Raw genomic sequence first — 3,374 nt, forward strand, 5'->3', positions numbered from 1 at the left:
CCCTTTTCGGCCGTGTTGAAACCCAATAACATCGAGCGACACCTTTCGCGTTGGGAGCGACGGGGATGCTGTAAATCTGATTAGAAGGGGTGTCGCTTGGCTGATGTAACGGTTGCAGATGTTCGCAGCGTATTAATCCCAGGACGAGTGATCCAGTTACTAGAAGGTCGCCAGGCAATCACACGGAGATTGACTATGATTTCTGAGGATACAGACGGCTGGCACAATTATTCAATAATGCCGATATTTGCGCATCTATACTTGGAAGACAGTTATGTCTTGGGCATTGTTTCGTTCGGGGATATTATAGAATTCCAAATGGAGTTCGTGCTGCATGAGGACCATCCATTTTATTGTGATCCAAAGCCGGACGAACAATATTGCTACAAAAGAGGCGGACTAAAATTCTCAAATATTCGAAGCCTGAAAGAGTTTGTACGTACGGATGTTAAGGCCGTCGATGCTACGGGAGAAGTAGACTTCGGGAATATTGATTCATTTGTCTGTCGAAACCATCGGTATGTACTGGAGGGTGAGTGGGGTAAATTAGATATTGAGTCGGATGAACCAACGATCACCTACATCTAGTGTTCCACGCCAAAGAGAGCCAGGGTTTTAATGCGAGCTATCAACCAATAGCTTTTGTGGTTGCCGCCCGTAGTGCAAGAAGTTTTTGACCCATTTGGCGTGTGATCGAGTGCGAACTTTTGTCAGGCCTTGAGATGCGGCACTTCCAAAAGCCGCTGGCCGGGATGGTGATCAGCGGATTAGGTCCAAATCTCGCATGCGTGCTTGCAGCACTAAGCTTATGCCTGGTTTCCCCAATCCAGATCTATTCGATCGTTTTGCCCATTTAGGTCATCGTCTTCTCACACTCCCCTTGGCACCGTCGCTAGCAGTCCAGCATGATAATCATGCACCGCCTGCCAACGCCGGATCCCTGTAATCTTCGTTCTTTGTCAGCATCGCCCAAATCTGGCGGGCCATCTTGTTCGCCAGTGCGATCGCGACCAACATCCTGGGTTTGCGCGCCAACATCCGTGATAGCCAGCTGCCTTCCAAAATGCTTCGCTGCCCAAGCCAACCCACTCGCGACATTGCCCCAATGATCAGAAGGCGCCGGATGTCAGCTTGGCCAGCCTTGGTCATCCGCCCCAAACGTTCTTTGCCTCCAGAAGAATGTTGCTTGGGCACCAGACCCAACCAGGCAGCAAAGTCACGTCCCGTTTTGAACTGTGTCATATCAGGCCCAAACGCCTCTACAGCGATGGCCGTCAGTGGCCCGATACCGGGCATAGTCTGAAGCCTGCGCGCCCTATCTGACTTGGCGGCCAGAGTCTTCAATTTCGTCGTGCGCTCAATGATACGCTCCGTTTTCTCTGCAATCTGCGCCAGCAGGTCCATGCACTCCTCCCGGATCAGCGCGTGCAGATCGGTGGTCTTATCCTCTACCAGTATCTTCATGCGGTTAAGGTTTCGTGTGCCTTGGGGAAAAACATGCCCATGCTCATGCAACAGCGCCCTCAATGCGTTCACATCTGCAGTGCGCTGATGAACCAGTCGTTCTCGACCACGGAAAACCGCTGCGCGCGATTGTTGCTCCGCAGTTTTGCGGGCGACGAAACGCATCTCGGGTTGACGAGCCGCGATAACAATTGCCTCCGCATCAGCCGCGTCATTTTTCTGACGCTTTACGAACGGACGAACATACTGTGGCGCAATCAGCTTCACCTTATGGCCAAGAGCCTCCATCTCATGCGCCCAATAATGCGCGCCGCCGCACGCCTCAAAAATGATAAGGCAAGGTTCTTGCTGAGCCATGAACTCAGAAAACTGTGTACGCGTCAGCTTCTTGCGGAACTGAACCTCCCCCGTGTGCAGGGCACCATGAACTTGGAAAACATTCTTTGCCAGATCGATCCCGATCATCATATCCTTCATATCGCCGTCCTCCTCTTTGCGTGGCGTTGAACACCACGACTTTGGCACATTGCGATGCCGTCTGGGGAGGGCGGCAACCACTCCATCTCGCATGGCGTAGTACAGACGCTGCGGGTGAAGCGTGACAAGCCCCTCACCCAACGTGATTGGAACGCTGGCCCTCAGGGCGCATCATGAAGCTGCCACCCTCTTGCTTTCGCAGGTGACCGACTACAGCGAAGAGGTTGTCGGCGCGGGGATTGCCTTGCGTGCTGAGCATACGCATCAGGCTCTTTGGGCTCTTGTCGAGCTCAGCTCCGAGCTTTTCGAAGCCCACCGTGGCGTTCACATAGTCGCGCAGCAGCAGCTTTCCAGTCTCGGTGTCATTGCTGAGGAAAGCTTCAATCGCTTCCTCGAAAAGGCCACGACGAAAGGCCGGATCGCGTTGTGCCCGCGCTTGGATCGTGTCCTTGAAATCCCGTGTCAGTACCATGTCAGGGTCCTTTCTGTTTGCGCGCCCTGTAGTCATCCCAATAGGCCTTGGCCTGTTCGATGTCCTTTGACTGGCGTTTCTTCGTTCCGCCACAGAGCAAGATCACCAGCTTGCCGCCATCTTGGCCAAAATAGACGCGATAGCCCGGTCCGAACGTGATACGTCGTTCCGAGACCCCCTGCCCTACCGGCTTCACGTCGCCCAGATTACCGGTCTCGATCCGGGCAAGCGCAGTGCGGACCTTCAGAGCGGCCGCCGTGTCGAGACCGTCGAACCAGTCCGTGAACGGTGCTTTTCCATCCTCGGTGATATAGATGACGAGCTCGATCATATGTTAATAGTAACACATGGGATACCAATAGAGCAAGATGTTCTTGCCCTTGCGGGAACTGTTGAATTCCGCGAAGAATTGACCCATTTTTCCAAAACTCCGTGACCCACTGGCATCAAAGATTCCGCCGACTTTTCATGAGTTTATCATAGTTCAGAGGGGTCAGCGCGAAATGGAAAAATGGGTCAGTTCTCAGTGACAATCAACACACGTCCATCATCTGTTCGGCAAGCAGCTTCTTAAGCTTGGCATTCTCGGCCTCTAGCGCCTTCAGCTTCTTCGCATCTGACACTTCCATGCCTCCAAACTTGGCACGCCATTTATAAAACGTCGCATCGCTGACGCCGTGCTTACGACACAGCTCCTTCGCGCCAAGCCCTGCCTGGTGCTCCTTCAGAATACCGATGATCTGTTCTTCCGTGAACCTTGATCGCTTCATCGTCTGTCTCCTTCGATAGGAACAGACTAACCCAAAATTGCGGACTTTTCAGGGGGGCAGGTCAGCTGCAACCGACGATCCCACATCTGACGCGTTCAGCTTTGCATCGGTGCCTTCAGCGTCACGGCATCTCTCGGCTGCCTGATGTGGAAGGTGACAAGCCAAAGCGTCAGAAGTTCAAGCGCTACCCC

4 protein-coding genes and 2 pseudogenes are annotated in these 3,374 nt (G+C 53.3%); 2 read left to right on the plus strand and 4 right to left on the minus strand.

The features are described 5' to 3' along the window. The first annotated feature begins 96 nt into the window (after positions 1-96). A complete protein-coding gene (locus PUT78_RS23150; RefSeq protein ID WP_274354584.1) occupies positions 97-588 on the plus strand; it encodes a hypothetical protein in 492 nt (163 codons plus the stop codon). Between the two features lie 324 nt (positions 589-912). On the opposite strand, the gene PUT78_RS23155 is transcribed toward PUT78_RS23150, so the two are convergent. The 4 genes and pseudogenes from PUT78_RS23155 to PUT78_RS23170 all read right to left on the minus strand — a co-directional run. After that, positions 913-1,941, minus strand: a complete 1,029-nt coding sequence (locus PUT78_RS23155; protein ID WP_274354585.1) for an IS110 family RNA-guided transposase — start codon at positions 1,939-1,941, stop codon at positions 913-915. Between the two features lie 133 nt (positions 1,942-2,074). Then, a complete protein-coding gene (locus PUT78_RS23160; RefSeq protein ID WP_274354586.1) occupies positions 2,075-2,413 on the minus strand; it encodes a helix-turn-helix domain-containing transcriptional regulator in 339 nt (112 codons plus the stop codon). A 1-nt stretch (position 2,414) separates the two neighbouring features. Continuing rightward, entirely contained in the window at positions 2,415-2,744 is a 330-nt protein-coding gene (locus PUT78_RS23165; RefSeq protein ID WP_274354587.1) for a type II toxin-antitoxin system RelE/ParE family toxin, read from the minus strand. Positions 2,745-2,952: 208 nt separating this feature from the next. Next, positions 2,953-3,183: pseudogene (locus tag PUT78_RS23170) on the minus strand (transposase); the annotation flags it as partial. 65 nt (positions 3,184-3,248) lie between these two features. Here PUT78_RS23170 and PUT78_RS23175 point away from each other — a divergent pair. Then, positions 3,249-3,374, plus strand: a pseudogene (locus tag PUT78_RS23175) (IS481 family transposase); the annotation flags it as partial.

This window comes from Roseinatronobacter alkalisoli, from assembly GCF_028745735.1.
GTDB classification, from domain to species: Bacteria; Pseudomonadota; Alphaproteobacteria; order Rhodobacterales; family Rhodobacteraceae; genus Roseinatronobacter; species Roseinatronobacter alkalisoli.

Excerpts from the sequence above, each read along its gene's own strand:
- PUT78_RS23155 (WP_274354585.1), bottom strand. The coding sequence starts at position 1,941 with ATGAAGGATATGATGATCGGGATCGATCTGGCAAAGAATGTTTTCCAA.
- PUT78_RS23160 (WP_274354586.1), bottom strand. The coding sequence starts at position 2,413 with ATGGTACTGACACGGGATTTCAAGGACACGATCCAAGCGCGGGCACAA.
- PUT78_RS23165 (WP_274354587.1), bottom strand. The coding sequence starts at position 2,744 with ATGATCGAGCTCGTCATCTATATCACCGAGGATGGAAAAGCACCGTTC.